The organism is Criblamydia sequanensis CRIB-18 (genome assembly GCF_000750955.1).
Lineage (GTDB): Bacteria > Chlamydiota > Chlamydiia > Chlamydiales > Criblamydiaceae > Criblamydia > Criblamydia sequanensis.
Genome location: NZ_CCEJ010000004.1, coordinates 86,118 through 101,267 on the forward strand (window position 1 = coordinate 86,118; position 15,150 = coordinate 101,267).

At 39.0% G+C, this 15,150-nt stretch carries 16 protein-coding genes and 1 tRNA gene; 2 read left to right on the forward strand and 15 right to left on the reverse strand.

Features of this window, described 5'->3' with window-relative positions; translation table 11 throughout:
* Positions 1-6 precede the first annotated feature (6 nt).
* From CSEC_RS05155 to CSEC_RS05210, 12 genes are all read right to left on the reverse strand, one after another.
* A complete protein-coding gene (locus CSEC_RS05155; protein WP_041017381.1) occupies positions 7-2,319 on the reverse strand; it encodes an OTU domain-containing protein in 2,313 nt (770 codons plus the stop codon).
* 179 nt (positions 2,320-2,498) lie between these two features.
* Positions 2,499-3,848 (reverse strand): hypothetical protein, encoded by a 1,350-nt coding sequence (locus CSEC_RS05160; RefSeq protein ID WP_041017382.1) that lies wholly within the window; start codon positions 3,846-3,848, stop codon positions 2,499-2,501.
* Positions 3,849-3,944: 96 nt separating this feature from the next.
* A complete protein-coding gene (locus CSEC_RS05165; RefSeq protein ID WP_041017383.1) occupies positions 3,945-5,264 on the reverse strand; it encodes a bifunctional heptose 7-phosphate kinase/heptose 1-phosphate adenyltransferase in 1,320 nt (439 codons plus the stop codon).
* Positions 5,258-6,244 (reverse strand): ADP-glyceromanno-heptose 6-epimerase, encoded by a 987-nt coding sequence (gene rfaD / locus CSEC_RS05170; protein WP_041017384.1) that lies wholly within the window; start codon positions 6,242-6,244, stop codon positions 5,258-5,260. The genes CSEC_RS05165 and rfaD overlap by 7 nt, the downstream gene beginning before the upstream one ends.
* Before the next feature lie 105 nt (positions 6,245-6,349).
* Positions 6,350-7,177 (reverse strand): 4-(cytidine 5'-diphospho)-2-C-methyl-D-erythritol kinase, encoded by an 828-nt coding sequence (ispE, locus tag CSEC_RS05175; protein WP_053331800.1) that lies wholly within the window; start codon positions 7,175-7,177, stop codon positions 6,350-6,352.
* 188 nt (positions 7,178-7,365) lie between these two features.
* On the reverse strand, positions 7,366-7,866 hold the full coding sequence (gene rplI, locus CSEC_RS05180; protein ID WP_041017386.1) for a 50S ribosomal protein L9: 501 nt from the start codon (positions 7,864-7,866) through the stop codon (positions 7,366-7,368).
* 17 nt (positions 7,867-7,883) lie between these two features.
* The gene (rpsR, locus tag CSEC_RS05185; protein ID WP_041017387.1) at positions 7,884-8,132 is read right to left on the reverse strand and encodes a 30S ribosomal protein S18; all 249 of its coding nucleotides are present in this window, start codon (positions 8,130-8,132) and stop codon (positions 7,884-7,886) included.
* Positions 8,133-8,143: 11 nt separating this feature from the next.
* Positions 8,144-8,488: a 30S ribosomal protein S6 gene (rpsF, locus tag CSEC_RS05190; RefSeq protein ID WP_041017388.1), complete on the reverse strand. Its 345-nt coding sequence runs from the start codon at positions 8,486-8,488 to the stop codon at positions 8,144-8,146.
* The gene (gene pth, locus CSEC_RS05195) at positions 8,485-9,117 is read right to left on the reverse strand and encodes an aminoacyl-tRNA hydrolase (protein ID WP_053331801.1); all 633 of its coding nucleotides are present in this window, start codon (positions 9,115-9,117) and stop codon (positions 8,485-8,487) included. Before pth ends, rpsF begins: the two co-directional genes overlap by 4 nt.
* A gap of 17 nt (positions 9,118-9,134) precedes the next feature.
* Positions 9,135-9,695, reverse strand: coding sequence for a 50S ribosomal protein L25/general stress protein Ctc (locus CSEC_RS05200; RefSeq protein WP_041017530.1), 561 nt, complete (start codon positions 9,693-9,695; stop codon positions 9,135-9,137).
* 260 nt (positions 9,696-9,955) lie between these two features.
* Positions 9,956-10,909, reverse strand: coding sequence for a ribose-phosphate diphosphokinase (locus tag CSEC_RS05205; RefSeq protein ID WP_079977984.1), 954 nt, complete (start codon positions 10,907-10,909; stop codon positions 9,956-9,958).
* Positions 10,910-10,940: 31 nt separating this feature from the next.
* Positions 10,941-11,012, reverse strand: a tRNA-Gln gene (locus tag CSEC_RS05210).
* Positions 11,013-11,242: 230 nt separating this feature from the next.
* Here CSEC_RS05210 and pgsA point away from each other — a divergent pair.
* Both pgsA and CSEC_RS05220 read left to right on the forward strand, forming a co-directional pair.
* Positions 11,243-11,839: a CDP-diacylglycerol--glycerol-3-phosphate 3-phosphatidyltransferase gene (pgsA, locus tag CSEC_RS05215; RefSeq protein ID WP_041017389.1), complete on the forward strand. Its 597-nt coding sequence runs from the start codon at positions 11,243-11,245 to the stop codon at positions 11,837-11,839.
* Positions 11,840-12,817: an adenosine kinase gene (locus CSEC_RS05220; protein WP_041017390.1), complete on the forward strand. Its 978-nt coding sequence runs from the start codon at positions 11,840-11,842 to the stop codon at positions 12,815-12,817.
* Between the two features lie 4 nt (positions 12,818-12,821).
* Here CSEC_RS05220 and CSEC_RS12650 read toward each other — a convergent pair whose 3' ends face one another.
* The 3 genes from CSEC_RS12650 to CSEC_RS05235 form a co-directional block, all read right to left on the reverse strand.
* A complete protein-coding gene (locus tag CSEC_RS12650) occupies positions 12,822-13,424 on the reverse strand; it encodes a hypothetical protein (RefSeq protein WP_053331802.1) in 603 nt (200 codons plus the stop codon).
* A 229-nt stretch (positions 13,425-13,653) separates the two neighbouring features.
* Positions 13,654-14,112 (reverse strand): DTW domain-containing protein, encoded by a 459-nt coding sequence (locus tag CSEC_RS05230; RefSeq protein WP_041017391.1) that lies wholly within the window; start codon positions 14,110-14,112, stop codon positions 13,654-13,656.
* Between the two features lie 71 nt (positions 14,113-14,183).
* Positions 14,184-15,113 carry a hypothetical protein gene (locus CSEC_RS05235; protein WP_041017392.1) on the reverse strand — a complete coding sequence of 310 codons (930 nt, stop codon included), beginning with the start codon at positions 15,111-15,113 and terminating at the stop codon, positions 14,184-14,186.
* Positions 15,114-15,150 lie beyond the last annotated feature (37 nt).

Below are 15,150 nucleotides of genomic sequence, written 5' to 3' on the forward strand. Positions count from 1 at the left end.
AAATACCTAAAATAAATTCGATTGTCTTGGATACGAGAAAGAAGACCATTGATTATATTCAATATTATTATTAGCACCCCAATAAAGGTTTGCAAATTGCAAGGCTGCTTGTTCAGGTGTCCTGACCATTCCGATCGGTTTTTTTACCATTGGAAAAAGAGCATAAAAAGTATTATTCGGTTTGCAAAAAAGAACAATTCTCGTTTCTGCATTTTTGGGCCCATAATGAATGGATGAAGTTTTTCGACCCCCGATAATAGAGTAAGGTGCCCCAGTTCTAAAGACCTCAATATGGATAGCTAAGGCATTCGCTATAAGCTCCAGCTCCAAAGTACCGAATAATGCCGGGTTGATGCGGTCTGTTAACAAAGCATCGACATATTCTTTTATTGAATTTAGCCTATAGTTTTTTACTTCAGCTATTATGAGAGCTTGTATTCTTGGGCTCTTATTTCCCCCGGACATGAGGTATGCTGCGATCGCTTGTTTTAAAAGTTTAGGATCAAGGTTCATTTTTGACCTTGCTCCCTGCAATAGGCAAACCGCCAACGCTGAAAAAAGACAGCGTTCATTATTGATATTTAAATGCATGCAATAATATTGATCTTTAATATCATCGAGCCCGCCATTTACTTTTCCAAGCTCTATCAAGCCTTTAGAGTCATTAAACTTCTTTTGTAAAACATTAGGCAGATTGGTCCAGATAGGCTCTATTAGTTTCCTTGTGTTTTCCAGAATTTGAAAAAGAGGAGAATCTTTCATATTAAAGAAAAGCGGGTTTTTAAGGGGCTCAAAGCTTGTGATTGAATTCAGTTCATCGATTTCTTGTTCTTCAACTGATTTTTCATTTTTACAAAAAGGCAAAGCTCTGTCATCGGTTGCGAATTCGTCCCATTTTTTTAAAATCATGGCGCCATAATTCTCTAAAAAAATTGCCCCTATATCACTAAGCAAGCTTTCAGCTGTTTTGAGAAGAACTCCCAATTCAGAATTTGAGGCTTTCAAGGCTTTTGCTTCTTGAAGAATCGGGTTATCATCAGAAAGCAAGGGTTCAAGTAAAAGATGTATTAGGTGGTGATGATGTTTTTTTAAGCGCTCAAGACACCATTTTGCGCCAAAAGGGTCCACGCCAAAAGGAACAAGCGTTTCTTTACGTGGCGTCCAATCATCATTATTTTTAAAAAGGATGATTTCTTTTGGTCCTTCAGGATTTTTGCTTAAATCAGGATTTTTGGTTCTAAAGGCAAGCGATGGTCTAACTGAAAGGCCATAATCATTTAACAAAAGCCTGAGATTATTACGGCAATCCCGATCCATACCGGCCTGATTGACTAGTAAAAAAGCCATGAAAGCATGAACGGCATTTAGGCTATCTTGGTGCTTCCTAAGCTCTATATCTCCGCTTATAACTGTTTCTGAGAGGAGCTTTCTACTTTTATTAAAATGAATACCGGTACGTTTAGCGAGTTCGAGAAGCGTTTTTAAAGCGTGATCAAATGTGGATGCTAAAAGGGAGTCCATGTCCTTTTTATCGTTAACCCATTTGCCGCTGTAAATGGACTTCTTACTTTTAAAACTATCTTGAAATTTTCCGGGAATATCGGTTGGATCAGTATCCCTTTTCCTATATAAGCCTTCAACCCATCCTTCATTTGAAACTGAACTTTTAGTCTTTTCTTTTTCTCTTTCGAGCTGAAGCTGTCTTTTATTCTCGGCATCTTGAATAAATTCGCTTAAAAGTAAATTTTCCCGCCGCATCCAAGATTCATGAGCCTTTTGCTCTTCAAAAGGAAGAGTAAAGCGGCTAGACTCTGTTAAATCCATTGGACTGAGCTGAGACAATTTCTGAATGGATCTTTCCATTTTTTCAAAGCTTGCGTTTGTCCTTAAACTTCGACTAACATTTTCATTATTAAACTCTTGATTGAAAGCCAGTTCTTTTGAAACAGCTTCAATTTTTCTTTGGTTAATAAGGTGAGAGATAAGACTAAACAAACCAAGGGTTGCCAGATTTAATAAAAAAACCCCAAACACCCTAATAATGCGGACTATTAAACTTTGTTTCTCTTCCTGAATGAAATTTAACTGGCCATTCACCGTTTTTGAGATCACAAGCCCGGCAGAATCTCCCGGATTTTGTTCTTTAACCCGCATGACCTCCCACCCTAAATTGTTTCTATTCTCAGGATTTTCATAAGCATCAAATGCTCTCGCAGCCATATAAAAAGCATGACGCCATCCCGGATTTCTATTGAAAAATTCATTCGGGTGTTCAAAAGGAAGGTATTGGAATCTTTGCTGATTATTTGAGTGGATCATTCATTAACCGAAAACATTTAAATTATTAACTATTAGCTATCAAAAAAAAATTTAAATATAAATGCCGCTATTGCCGAGGTTTTATTTTTTTGTGCTATATTAATACTAGATTTTGATTAAGGAATTATGAAGAATTGAACTTTTATTTTAAAAAACCGAGTTGAGATGTGCAAAAGAACTTAAGCTTTTCTCGGATCCGTCTTTTTGATAATAACGCTGACGTTATTTTTATTGAAGCCCTTATACCCTTCTTTTCGCTCTAGATTCTCAAGATGACTTCCCAAGGCTCCCTTAGCGATAAATTGATCGGCTTGAGCTTTTGAAATTAAACCTTTACTAAGTAAGGACTCTACCTTTGCCGGATTTACAGCCCACATTTCCCCTTGGGTAAACGCTTGTTTTAGATAGGGGAAATTACTGAAGGGATCCATTACTTTAACCCCCAAATTATTTAAGTCCTCTTTTAAATGATTGAACTCAAACTGAGCCTCCAAATGATGCATCCCGGCCTGTAAAATTGAGTCTCCATGAAGAGCGCACCAAAGTCCGATTGTCCCAAGCTCTTTTTTTTCCTCTAATGGGTTATGGGCGAAGTCAATTTCTATCTCATCGGATTTAAGATCGACATCTAAGAAAAGTACAAGCTTTGCTCTTGGATTTTCCATAATTTGAGCCCCCCAGCCTGCTTCTTTGCCGGCATAGTACCTCTCCCGGCAATGAAAGCCTAACATTTCAAAAAGACGAACAAGCTGGCTAAAGCGTTTTCTTGAAGAGCGGAAAGTATGGTGATCGTGATTAGCCCATCCAAGGCCCAATCGGTCCTGTCTAGACTTCTGAATTTGGCCTGCTTGATTTCTTGACTGCCAATAAATTCTTTCGCATTCAAGAATTAAACAGGCGGCAAGATCTTGCCCTAAGTCCTCTACAATTTCTTCCGCTAAAAGAAGGGTTAGGTGCATCGCTTCATCTTCATCGCTTAAATTTCTCTGACGAGTCATCCACTTTTCTTTTGCCAAAAGATACTTTCTGTCATACCCCTTATCTTCAGAGGTTGGTTCTATTTGAGTAGAACCTCTTCTTTCAATAACGCTAAGAAGCGGGGTAAATTCAGTAGAAAATAGGGCTCTTCGAAAGGGACTAAAGGGAGCACCCACTATTTCGGAACTAATTCCTCTGATCATTAAAAATTCAGGGATAGAATCGACTTTTATCGCAATTTCCTCAATATTACTGCCAACATCCTTTACAACAACGCGAGGTAAAAGGGCTCCAGGGTGTGAAAAAATTCGATAGTGCAAGGTAGAACTTTCCGGTCTAAATCCGCTTTTATCAAGTTTCTCTTCGCTTTCATCAGATTTTGAAATAACAAGATAATCAATCCAATCTAAAAGGCGGGTGCTTGTTTTCTCAAGTAAATCCTTATCGAAATCTTTTAATACAGGGTTTTGCTTCTTCGCTTCTTCTAAAATCCCTAATAAAAAATCTTCAGCCTCGGGCTGACATTGCCATTCCGGATTTTGATCGGGCATAAGGAAACCTAACTTGTATTTTACTTAGTTTTATCAAAGAAATAAGGCTAAGGCAAGAAATAAAACTTTTCCTCTCGGTATTCCCTTATTCAAAAATTACAAGTACAGCAAGTCTTGCAGAGCGAGAGGGTTTAAGGCGCCTTTATTTAAATCAAAAACAAAAGCCGGCTTTACATGGGAAACCACATGATGGAGAGTGCGTTTTTTTATCACAATAAAAGTGACTTCTTGCAGGGAAGCTAAAAGCGTCAATAACTTGCGGCAGGGATTTTCATTTTTGATGTAGATGACAAGCATTTTATGGACTTGGGTAAGCTCTTGCAGGCTTGAAAATAACTCGGTAGAAAAATTTTCATTTCCTTCTAAAGCAAGCAGTTGAAAAGGTCTTTCAAGAAGTGCCGCCTTTAAAGCAAAAAGATGCTCTTCCTCATAAATTTTACTTTGGGAATCAAACTCTGTTAGCCGAAAAGCCATCTGTCCAAGTGAAATTTTAGCGCATCCAATCGTTTCTATAGCAAGCCCGGCCGCCACATTTGATAGAGAAATGGCCTCCTTTAAAGTTAAGCCGCTTCCAAGAGAGGCAGTCATCATGGCAAGCACCGTATCACCGGCTCCCGTCACATCTTTTATCTGTTTTGAAATTACAGGAAAATCGATGCGCTCCCCTTTTCTTGAAAAAGCCGAGATCCCTTCTTCTGAGCGTGTCACAACAAGCCATTCTAGCGCAATTTTCTCAAAAATAAACTCAGCCACCTTGTCCAAGGGTTCATTTAAATCAAGCGAGGCTCCCTGATAAGCTTCAAGTTTATTAGGTTTTAAAATTGAAACTCCCGAATATTTTTGAAAATCACGTCCTTTCGGATCGGCAATGATAATAATATTTCGTAAAGCGGCTTGGGTTACAATTTCTTTTATCAAAGTATCGGTTAAAAAACCTTTGCCGTAATCAGAGAGGGCGATCGCTGACACACCCTCTAAAAGCTCCGGCAATAAACGGATCGCTTGCATTTCAGCCTCTATTGAGAGGCTATTTATTTCTTCGCGATCAAGCCTTATCATTTGCTGATTGTCAGCTATGATTCGCTGTTTTATAGAAGTCTCCGATCGTCTATCAGAGATGACTCCCCTAACATCGACGCCTTCTTTTTGAAGGATCTCTTTTAGCTCATCTCCCGCTTTATCATAACCTACCCGTCCAAGAGCTATAGGCTGAAACCCAAGGGAAGATAAATTCAAAAGCACGTTGCCGGCGCCTCCAGGAAGCTGCTTTTCACTTGAAACTTTTAAGATGGGAACCGGAGCTTCAGGAGATATTCTCGAAGCTTTTCCAAAAATATAGCTATCCAACATCAAATCCCCTGCCACGAGAATTTTTGAAGGCTTAAGATTTGCCAAAGATCCGGTTAATTTTACCATGTTTTACAAGGGAGTAAATAGTTTTGAATATAATCTTTTACGCTTTTTTCTATAGACATTGGCTCTTCATACGTGGAAAGCGCCTCTTTTGTTCGGCTCATATCTGCGAGTGTAAAGTTTTGATATTTACCGATAAGATCTTCCGGCATCGGAATGTATTCAATATGGCCTTTTATATTTAAGGCTGAAAAAATACTTTCCGCAAGCTCATTCCAGGTTGTTTTTTTCCCACTGCCAATATTAAAAATTCCGCCTGCATCATTTTCTAAAAATTGCACTGTCATTCGGGCGGCATCTTTAACATAAAGAAAATCACGGATTTGGCCACCATCCGGGTATTTTTCTTTTTCCGAGGATTTAAATAATCGAATCACCCCTTCTTTTTTAGCAAGAGGAAGCATTTGTAAAACAACAGAGGCCATGCGGCCTTTATGCCATTCATTTGGCCCGAATATATTGAAATATTTAAGGCCGGCTACTTTATCCAAAACCCCTGCATTTTGAAGCCAGAGATCAAAAAGATGCTTGGAATAGCCATACATATTTAGGGGCTTTAATTTGATAAGTTCTTTCTCGTTGACACTAAAACCTTGGGAGCCATCGCCATAAGTTGCAGCTGACGAGGCGTAAATAAACCTTTGGCCGTTTGTCAATGCATAATCGGCAAGTTTTTGGGAGAATTTAGTATTGTTTTCAAGAAGATAGCTCGCATTATCTTCAAGGGTGTTAGAACAAGCGCCAAGGTGGATAAAGGCTTCTATTTCACTCTCTTTACCGACAAGCCAGCTAAAGAATTCGTTTTTTTCGACGATATCAAGAAACTGCTTTCCGACTAAATTTTTCCATTTATCACTTCGCTTTAACTCATCGACGACGATGATATTTTTCAAACCCTGGTCGTTAAGAACGCGAATAACAGAAGAGCCGATAAAACCTGCTCCCCCTGTCACAACAATTAGCTGGTCATCATAAATTTTCATAAGAATAATCGCTGAATGGGTCGTTTTTCGGATTTATGGAAAAAGTTATATTAAATCAATGATCTCTTTTTCAAAAGAACTCAATTTAAATCTATGGAAGAAAAATTAATACCATCCATTTTCACTTCGGGAAATGAACCGGCATTTGGCTCTCCAAAGGTCGCTATCTAAAAGTAAGCCTTCTCCAAGACAGATAAAACTTGAGCCGGAACCGCTCATAAGAACTGCTTTAAACCCGCTTTGTTCAATTTTTTCTTTGAGAATTCGCATTTCCGGTTTTAAAAAAAAGGCTGGTTTTTCCAGATCATTAAAAAAAGGGATTTTCTGTAAATTTAGCTCGTTTTCAATTTCTGGCAAGGAAGGAGAGGTCGATTCTTGAAGTTGAAAAGCTTTATAAACGTCAGGGGTTTTTAATCCATAGTGAGGTTTTACAAGAGTGATCTCAGTTGAATCAACTAGATCAAAATCTTGAAACACATCTCCTTTTTCTTTGCAAAGAGCACACCCTTTAGAAAAAAAGAAGGCGACATCAGATCCAAGATGAGAACCCATTTCCTTGAGTTGATCGTTTGAAAAAGGACGCATTAAAAGCTCGTTTAAACCAAAAAGAACTGTTGCCGCATTGCTGCTTCCTCCGCCAAGACCTGCCTCCACCGGAATGTTTTTTTCAATGTGGATATCCAGAGGGATGGGCTTGCCATAATTTTTGGCGAAAAGATGTGCCGCCCTTAGGGCCAAGTTACTGCTATCGCACGGAATTTCACTATTGGTTGTTGTGATTCGATCTTTCTTTGATAGGTTGATCGTGAGGCGGTCAAATAAAGAAACGGTTTTAAAAAGAGAATAAAGGTTGTGATAGCCATCGCTTCTTTTGGAAACAATCTTTAAGAAAAGATTGATTTTAGCCGGTGAGAGAAGCGTTAGATCAGCCATATTAACCAAAGCTCACAATCGTTAGATTGCTTTAAAAACTATATTAGATTTCTTTCGAAACTCCATTCGATTATTAAAATGGCTATTTAAATAATCGAATGGAGTTTCGAAAGACGGCTATTAAAAGTAAAACCCGATTTACTGTTTACTGAGGATCAGAAAAAAGTAAAAAGGGCTTTAATACATCGTTATTCGGTGTCTGACTTTGCCTGCTCGACAGCTTCAGTTTCTTCAAAGTTTTCCGGCGCAATTTTTAAAGTAATTGTAGCAGGAACCCCTTCTTTCAACTTAAGGTCGATGCGGTGGACGCCAAGTTCTTTAATAGGATGCTTAAGTTGGACATAACGCTTCTCAAGAGCAATTTTATGTTCATCTTCAATCAATTTAACAATTTCAGCAGCCGTTACAGAACCATACATGTGGCCTTCAGGATCCACCTTAACAATCGCTGTGATGTTTAAGCCATCAAAACGTTTTGCCAAGACTTCAGCTTCTTTTTTGTCTTCGATTGCTTTAAGAAGTCTTGCTTCTTTTAAAGCCGCTTGGCGTCGGATTGCGTTTTTATCCGCCATCACTGCAACGCCTCTTGGCAAAAGAAAGTTTCTCGCATAGCCTTCTTTAACAGAAACGATATCGCCGCTTCTGCCGAGATCTTCAACATCTTCAATTAAGAGCAATTTTGTTGCCATAGGAACTCCTCTCCTTCTTACATTTCAGCGACAAAAGGCAAGAGAGCCATATGTCGAGCACGTTTAACAGCTCTTGCGAGTTGTCTTTGATAATGGGCTGAAACCCCTGTAATTCTTCTAGGAAGGATTTTTCCTCGCTCCGTGATAAATTTTGAGAGCGTATCGATGTCTTTATAATCGATATGCTTAATGCCGGCTGCTGAAAAGGGGCAGCGTTTTTTCTTTTTAGATCTAGAATCAGATCCCTTCATTCTTCTCGGGTTCATGGGTTGCCTCCTTAATTTTCTTCAGCTAAGGATTTGAATTCGATTTTGTCTAAGACTTGCTCCGCTTGAAGCGTGATAAATCGTACTAAATCTTCACTAATATGGTATTCTTTCCAAAGATCTGAAATACTGGAAGTAGGCGCATTAAAATACACTAAGTAGTAATAACCTTCCCTATGACCATTAACTTCATAGGCAAGACGCTTTCTACCTTGGTCGTGCACCTTTTGGATCTCCCCACCTTTCGATGTGATCCCTTGCTTGATTTTTTCGAATGCTTTGTTTCGAGCGTCATCGCTTAGCTTCGCGCTAATGATGTACATCCCTTCATAAAGGTTTTGTTTCTGTTCACTCATTGACAGTTCTCCTGGCCTTCGCAAGGAAGGTCTTTGTTCGACTGTTTGATAATTTTATTCACGTCATTCATAACTTTTTGGATATCCTCCGAAAGAAGCCTTTTCAGTACCTCGCTCCCTTTTTTCAAAAGAGCCGGGGTTTCTTGACTTTCTTCCGCAGTAAACCGGCCCAAGACATGGTCTGCAAGATTTCTACCTTTTTCTTGCGCGCCAACGCCAACTTTAAGCCTTACGTAATCTTGTGTGCCCAAATGAGCTTCAATGCTGCCGAGGCCGTTATGGCCACCGGAGCCGCCTGCTTTTCTTATCCTAAGGGCTCCGAAAGGCAAACTGACATCATCTTGAATACAGACAAGCCCCTCTTTCGGAATTTTGAAATAGTCCAAAAAGCGGCGGACACTCTGTCCGCTTTCATTCATATAAGTATGGGGAAAAAGGAGATAAATCTTATTTCCTTGATAATTTCCAACGGCCACTTCTGCCACAAATTCTTTCTCATATTTAAACTGCCACCCCATCTCGCTTGCGAAGAACTTGAGCACCCGTTCACCTATGTTATGTCTTGTGTCTCTATACTGAACGCCCGGATTTCCGAGGCCAATAAAGACTTGGAAACCAGCTTTATTCAAGAAACGCTCCCTTTAACCTATCGTTTTACAATAGCTACCGCCACTTCATTTAAGTCGACAAGCGGTCTGATGCTTTCTGCTATTTTGATATCTTTTAGGCGCATGGATTCTTTGATTCCAAGAGAAGAAATATCTACCTGGAAGCTCGAAGGAATGTCCTTAGGAAAGCAATTGATCTTTAAGTAGCGGATAACTTGTCTAAGAACGCCGCCTAATTTAATTCCCGGACAATCTGCAACCCCGGTACACTCGATAGGCACTTTTACATTAACTCGTGCATCTGAATGTAATTCCTCGAAATCAAGGTGGACAACGCTATAAGTTGTCGGGTGATACTGAATGTCTTTGATGATAGCTTCACGCGTCTTGCCATTCTCATCCACAAGGGCAAATTTGCTTGTTGGCAAATGACCTTTTTTGAGCTGGCGTAAATGCGCTTGAAATTGGTTTGCATCAACTGCAATCGCTGAACCTTCTTTTCCACCAGAATATAAAACGGCCGGGATCTTACCATCGCGTCTAATTCTTTTGGTTTCTCTTTTTTTCTCTAAAGAACGAGCTGAAACAGATAGTTTCATATTTCCTCCAATCATAATCTTCATGGTGAAGCAAGAGTCAAAGCTTTCTTTAGCTAACGAGATGAATCGATCTTCTTTATCTTCGAAAACGCTAACTTTTTGCTTCAGATGCCGGTATTTCCGGTCAAATTCTTATTTTTCCTTAAAACAGGGGTATTCTTAACTCTAAACCGTTATTTTACAAGGCCACTAGGATAACAGAAATTAATACTTTAAAAAAACCAATTTATTAAAAAAGGAGCGGTTTTTAATTTAAAATTTTAATTTGTCAAAGAAGAAACGGATTCTTTGGAAAACACAAACCGGATGGCTTTAGAGAGAAAGGACGCTATCGAAACATAGCGTATTTTAGTCGCATTTTTAACTTTTTCAGTCTTTGGGATGGTGTTGCTAACAAAAAATAGGTCTATAGGACTCTTTTCAATCTTTTCAACAGCATCTCCAACAAACAAACCGTGTGTCACGGCTGCTAATATGCGCTTCGCCCCCTTCTCTCGGCATGCTTTCGCTGCTGACACTATAGTACTTGCTGTTGAGCAAATATCGTCAGCGAGAAGAACGTTTTTTCCTTTAACATCCCCAATGATCGTGACGACCTCTACTTCATCTGAGTTTATCCGTATTTTATCGACCACTGCAAAGTCTGTCTGAAGAATATTTGCATAGTCCCTTGCCAGTTTAACACTGCCGGCATCCGGGGCTACAACAATTAAATCTTTATCGACATTGCTTTGGACGACATCCGCTAAAACAGATCTTGCGTGAATGTTGTCAACGGGTATATCAAAAAAACCTTCTACCTGTGCAGCATGAAGGTCAATTGTTAAAACCCTTGTAGCCCCTGCTTTTTCAAGCAAATTGGCTACAAGCTTAGCGGTGATGGGACACCGGGGCTTAGCTTTTCGGTCTTGCCGGCAATACCCAAAATAGGGAATAACCACATTAACCGAGTTGACAGAGGCACGCTTTAGAGCGTCTATCAAGATCAACAACTCCATTAAGTAGTTGTTGGGATCTAGGGCGATAGTCTGTAAAACAAAGGCATCACGACCTCTAACACTTTCCAATACCTGAAGATCTATTTCTTCATCTGGAAAACGTTGTATATTGACCTTGCCTAATTTCAAATCTAAATTTTTTGCTACTTCCGCCGAAAGCTCTGGGTGAGATGTCCCGGCAAACAACAAAAAACTTGATCCAAGCATATCAGGCATTGATTAATACAGGCCTTAGTTGACGCACAAATTGGGGTGGAAGGATTCGAACCCTCGCATGGCGGTACCAAAAACCGCTGCCTTACCGCTTGGCTACACCCCAATAAAATCGAGCATTAAGGTCAAACGATACCGCTTCCACCGATTTTTTTTCAACGTAAAAATAAAAGAATTTATCAGGGCGTTCCAAAGCATCTTAAAAAGGTCGAACTTGCCTTAGCTTTCAATCTCTTTTAAAACCCTGATTTGGTAAGTTGTGCAGATACTTTCATCTATGTATAGTAGAAAGAAAAATCTCTATTTTTATATTTCTTAGAGGAGATCCTTAAGAAAGTGACTTTAGCAAACTATTTAACTTTGTTGCGGGTAATTTTAAGCCCCTTATTTCTAATAATTTATCTATGGCACGATAGTTTTAACCTAAACTTGGCAAGCCTCCCTTACGCTCTTCTTTTGGTGGTCGCAGTTTTGGAATTTTCAGATTTTTTAGACGGGTATTTAGCAAGAAAGTATGGAGAAGTCACTGATCTTGGTAAAATTTTGGACCCGATGGCTGACAGTGTTTCGCGCTTTGCCGTATTTCTTGCCTTTACTCAAGAACCCGTTTCTCTTCCTGTGATATATGTCTTTGCCCTTGCCTGGCGGGATTCTATCGTGAGCACGCTTAGGACTATTTGCGCACTTAAAGGGTTTGCGTTGGCTGCAAGACTGAGCGGAAAAGCCAAAGCCCTCATTCAAGCAATAAGCGCTATTTTGATCATTTTCCTTCTTATACCCTACGGCAGAGGTGAAATTTCAAAAGAAACCCTCCAATACGCAAGCACATGGATTGCCGGTATTGCGGTAACCTATACCCTCTTTTCTTTATTTGATTATATGATAGCCAATAAAGAATATATTTCGAAAATGTTGACCATCAAGGGAAAATAAATGAAGCCTGTAGTCGTTGGTATTGGCGCCTGCATTATGGATTATCTACTCCATGTCAACGAAAAGGATTTGCTTCGATTTAGCGGCGGCTCTAAAGGCGGAATGGAACTTGTTTCATTTGAAGAGTTTTCTTCTCTGATCATAGATTTAGGGCCGCCAAAAGCGATTTCAAGCGGCGGAAGCGCTGCCAATATGCTTAAAGGACTTGCAAAACTAGGTCTCGACAGCCTTTTTTTTGGCTGCATAGGACGCGACCCCATCGGTTCATTTTTTCAAAGGGATATGGGAAAGCATAAAGTTGAAACCCATCTTTCAGAATCCGCTGCCCCGACATCCACTTCAGCATGCCTTGTTACTGAAGACGGGGAAAGAACAATGCGCACCTTTATTGGCGCAAGCCAATACCTTTCTACAAAAGACATTTCTTTTTCTTCTCTAGAAAGGGCGAGCTGGATTCATCTGGAAGGATATTTAATGGCAAACCCCTCTCTTTTCGAGAAAATTTTTTCATTTGCCAAAGCTAACAAAATCCCAATTTCTTTAGATCTTTCAAGCTTTGAAATTGTTAATGCTTTTCGATCCAATATCGAAGAAAATCTTCAAGACCTTTCACTTTTAGTAGCCAACGCAAAAGAAGCTCAAAGCTTAACCGGCCTTGATCCTGAAAATGCCTGTAAAAAACTTCATAAATCAGTCGGTAAAGTGATTCTTCTTAACGGAAAAAATGGCTGTTACGTTGCTGAAAACGGTAAAATTCATAAGGAAGACGCTGTAAAAACAAACGTTGTCGATTCAACCGGCGCAGGTGATTTTTTCCTAAGCGGCTACTTATACGCCCTATTTAAAGGAGCAAGCCTTGAAAATAGGGCAAAAGCCGGCAATTTTTTGGCAAGCCAGGTCTTAAATTATTACGGGGCCGATATCGAAGAAGCAAAATGGCCTGATACTATAACCCGCATCAACACTCTCATAAGCTAAATTTCTATAAGTGCATGGGAGCTGGAGCCAATATTCTTATGGGCTGTTTCTCTTGTCTCCACCTCGGATAAGGCATCTTTGGCCTTACTCTTTTCGGCCTTTTCACGCCAATTGTGATATGAAAGTCATGATCCATTAGTTTTGGTTTTAAGCCATGTCTTTTTCTGATCTCTTCAAGCTGCTTTGATTGAACGACTAGTAAAAAATATTCGGTGCCGTTTCCTTTTCTAACTGTTTCAAGACGAACCGGAGTAAACGAAATTTCTTGATTAAGCTCAGGCATATACCCTTTAAAAGCAACCCTTTCAAAAGTATAAGCCACACTAATGTGTGCTCCCGGAGAATCGCTTTCACGAAAATAAGGGGGCTTTTTAAAACCCTGGAGCCGAATTTTTGGTTGAAGGTTATGGATATAGCGATCATCAACTTTCACATAAAGGTACCCATCTCGCTTCATCTTTAAAATACCGGTCTTAGGTAAGTTTAAAGCCCTTTTAAATAGAGGGGCATCTTCAACTGTTTGCTCAACTTTTCCATGAGATTTCGGTTCATTAGACTGCGAACAGCTAGTTAGTGCTAATACTAAAACGATAAGGATAAGGGGCATTTTCTTTTTCCAACTTATTAAAAGTTTAAATTAATAAACTATTAGATTTCTTTCGAGACTACATTCAATTGTTAAAATAGCTGTTTTTTTGCTTCTTTTTACCTAAATTTTTCATGCATAGGTTATCCTATGCTTTCAAAATTTATCAAAAAATTTGCACAAAACCAGCTCATTCTTCCAATCAATCCGAGTTTAGGAAGAACTCTATTGAAAAAGATGAAAGTTAGAATCAAGGCAGATCGTTAATTTTTAAAAAATTCTCTTTCCAAAAATAACTATCTAACAGAGAGTCAAGCGGTCTTTTTAGAATATGGTAGGCGATATAGATGGCTTCAATAGACGCAAGGCCCCTCTCTTCGAAAGGACAATCCTCCTGTCTTCTTGGATAAGCCGTTTTAAAATGAGCCGGCAAAGATCGTGTTTCCATATCTTTTATAGCCGGCGTCATCCGAGCCATCACTTCTGCATACTTCCACGTTCCATCAATAATAAATAAGCCTTTGTCTTCATCTTCGCAAGACAAAGGTTTACCCTCAAAAGAAAGAACGATATATTGAGAAAGTTTTGGCACTATGTCTTTAGGATAAGTAAGGAATTGAAAATCTGAACGATTTTCAAGACCTCGCAAAGAACATTTTTTTAAATTTTCTTTTTTATGCCTTAAAACTATTGTTTTTGGATAAATCATTCGGCAGCTAACTAATAATTATAATAAACAAATTATCCTAAATTAAACCTTGATTTTAGTAAAGGCGATCACTAGTCCGAAAACTCATTACTTTCAAAACCTTCGTCTTCTTCATATTCAAAAGATTTTCTTCGTTCGGCCATAGCCTCTTGTAAAGAAAGATCTTTGTTAATTTTCATATCGCTAGAAAACGCCTCTACTTCTTCCTTTTTTATCTCAAACCTCGGTTCATTATCTCGAATGACCGGAGATCTTGTAAATCTATCCGCCTCTCTTTCTTCCTCATCCCATTCTTTTTCTGTAATTAAATCTAGAATTCTTAGCTCTTCTTGTTTCAATTCATACTCTTTTTCAATCTCTTTATTGTGTAAAGACTCCGCTACATTTAAAATTCGATTCATCGTGCGAAAAAATATCGGGTTATATCTTTTCATCTCTTTAAAATCGCTTTTGGTTAATAAGTTTTTCTGAGGTTCTGATTTCAAAAGGATATCAACAGGAACGTTTTCAACTTCTTCTTTCAATGATCGAAGGTCGTCTTCTAAATTTACTTGAGGCCTTTTATCCAAAGGAGCTTTGGCAAGGGAGCTTTTAAACTCGGTTTGAAGGCTTTCAGCTTTTTCGGGAGTTATTTTAAACTCCGCTTGAGGCCTTTTATCCAAGGGAGCTTTGGCAAGGGGACTTTTAAACTCGGTTTGAAGGCTTTCAGCTTCATTAAAAGTCCTTGTAGATTCTTCAAGTTCTTTTTGAGCCGCTTTATCACCCGGAGGCTTAATATAGGCCGCCTTTATAAACCTTGGCGTTAGGCCAATCGGAAAGTTGAGACAATCTTCTCTTATGTCTTCAATTTTTTGAAATTGCCTAAGCAAAGGAAAAGGGTCGCTCGCATCTTTTTCTTTATTTTGAAGTGGATAATAAAAATTATTTGAAGGACTCGGGTAAACCCCTAAAGGGTTACTCCATCCCATACAGTAAGGATTGTAAGCGGCATAATTAGTCATTAAAACACCATTAATTTAATTAAAAATAAAATAAATC

Bases quoted from the DNA above. Each gene is read 5' to 3' on its own strand.
- CSEC_RS05155 (WP_041017381.1), bottom strand. From the start codon at position 2,319: ATGATCCACTCAAATAATCAGCAAAGATTCCAATACCTTCCTTTTGAA.
- CSEC_RS05160 (WP_041017382.1), bottom strand. From the start codon at position 3,848: ATGCCCGATCAAAATCCGGAATGGCAATGTCAGCCCGAGGCTGAAGAT.
- CSEC_RS05165 (WP_041017383.1), bottom strand. From the start codon at position 5,264: ATGGTAAAATTAACCGGATCTTTGGCAAATCTTAAGCCTTCAAAAATT.
- rfaD (WP_041017384.1), bottom strand. From the start codon at position 6,244: ATGAAAATTTATGATGACCAGCTAATTGTTGTGACAGGGGGAGCAGGT.
- ispE (WP_053331800.1), bottom strand. From the start codon at position 7,177: ATGGCTGATCTAACGCTTCTCTCACCGGCTAAAATCAATCTTTTCTTA.
- rplI (WP_041017386.1), bottom strand. From the start codon at position 7,866: ATGGCAACAAAATTGCTCTTAATTGAAGATGTTGAAGATCTCGGCAGA.
- rpsR (WP_041017387.1), bottom strand. From the start codon at position 8,132: ATGAACCCGAGAAGAATGAAGGGATCTGATTCTAGATCTAAAAAGAAA.
- rpsF (WP_041017388.1), bottom strand. From the start codon at position 8,488: ATGAGTGAACAGAAACAAAACCTTTATGAAGGGATGTACATCATTAGC.
- CSEC_RS05200 (WP_041017530.1), bottom strand. From the start codon at position 9,695: ATGAAACTATCTGTTTCAGCTCGTTCTTTAGAGAAAAAAAGAGAAACC.
- CSEC_RS05205 (WP_079977984.1), bottom strand. From the start codon at position 10,909: ATGCCTGATATGCTTGGATCAAGTTTTTTGTTGTTTGCCGGGACATCT.
- CSEC_RS05220 (WP_041017390.1), top strand. From the start codon at position 11,840: ATGAAGCCTGTAGTCGTTGGTATTGGCGCCTGCATTATGGATTATCTA.
- CSEC_RS12650 (WP_053331802.1), bottom strand. From the start codon at position 13,424: ATGCCCCTTATCCTTATCGTTTTAGTATTAGCACTAACTAGCTGTTCG.
- CSEC_RS05230 (WP_041017391.1), bottom strand. From the start codon at position 14,112: ATGATTTATCCAAAAACAATAGTTTTAAGGCATAAAAAAGAAAATTTA.
- CSEC_RS05235 (WP_041017392.1), bottom strand. From the start codon at position 15,113: ATGACTAATTATGCCGCTTACAATCCTTACTGTATGGGATGGAGTAAC.